We start from the raw sequence: 394 nt of genomic DNA, 5'->3' as shown, positions 1-394 counted from the left end.
GTCGCTCCGGTGACGATCCTCGAGCCCGATGAGGACGAGGTGATCGCGGGCGGTACTCAGGACGTGATCGTGAGCGGCACGGCTGAGCCGAACGCCACGGTGACGGTCTCCATCGACGGCCAGGACGACCAGGTCGCCACGGCGGATGCGACGACGGGTGCCTTCTCGGTGACCTTCCCGCTGCTGCCTGCCGGTGATTACACGGCGACCGCGGTGCAGACGGTCGGGGGCGTCGCCTCCGGCACGGATGCGGTGGACTTCACCATCGCTCCGGTCGTCGCGCCGGTGGCCCCGGTGACGATCCTCGAGCCCGACCAGGACGAGGTGATCGCGGGCGGTACTCAGGACGTGATCGTGAGCGGCACGGCTGAGCCGAACGCCACGGTGACGGTCT

The 394-nt window shown here is 69.5% G+C and carries 1 protein-coding gene; it reads left to right on the top strand.

The window, feature by feature from the left end; translation table 11 throughout:
- Nucleotides 1-69: 69 nt before the first annotated feature.
- Nucleotides 70-394 (top strand): hypothetical protein (locus AC07VC_RS16225; RefSeq protein WP_494724493.1); only part of this gene is annotated, 325 nt, incomplete at its 3' end.

It is taken from the genome of Clavibacter sp. GW821-FHT01D01 (genome assembly GCF_059422605.1).
The sequence above is the reverse complement of the archived record's forward strand: the minus strand, read 5'-3'. Positions and strand labels throughout refer to the sequence as shown.